Annotated in this window: 1 protein-coding gene; it reads left to right on the forward strand. The window is 50.6% G+C overall.

Annotated features, from left to right (window positions below; translation table 11 throughout):
* On the forward strand, nt 1-249 hold a 249-nt coding region (locus tag FNH22_RS31890; protein WP_143402587.1), incomplete at both ends, for a transposase.

The raw sequence follows: 249 nt of genomic DNA on the forward strand, positions 1-249 counted from the left end.
GAATCCCCGATCAAAGTCCAGGATAAGGGAAAGGCCAACAAGATCCATAAAGGCTACATGTGGGTGTATCATGCCCCTGTTGACAAGCTGGTGCTGTTCGACTACCGGAAGGGCCGTGATAGGAATGGCCCCCGAGAGATGCTCAAAGGGTATGAAGGGATCCTCCAAACCGATGGGTACAGCGTCTATGAGTCCTTATATGGTGATCATCCTTCTGTAGCTTTAGTCTATTGCATGGCCCATGCCAGA

This window comes from Fulvivirga sp. M361, from assembly GCF_007097395.1.
In the GTDB taxonomy this organism is placed as follows: domain Bacteria; phylum Bacteroidota; class Bacteroidia; order Cytophagales; family Cyclobacteriaceae; genus Fulvivirga.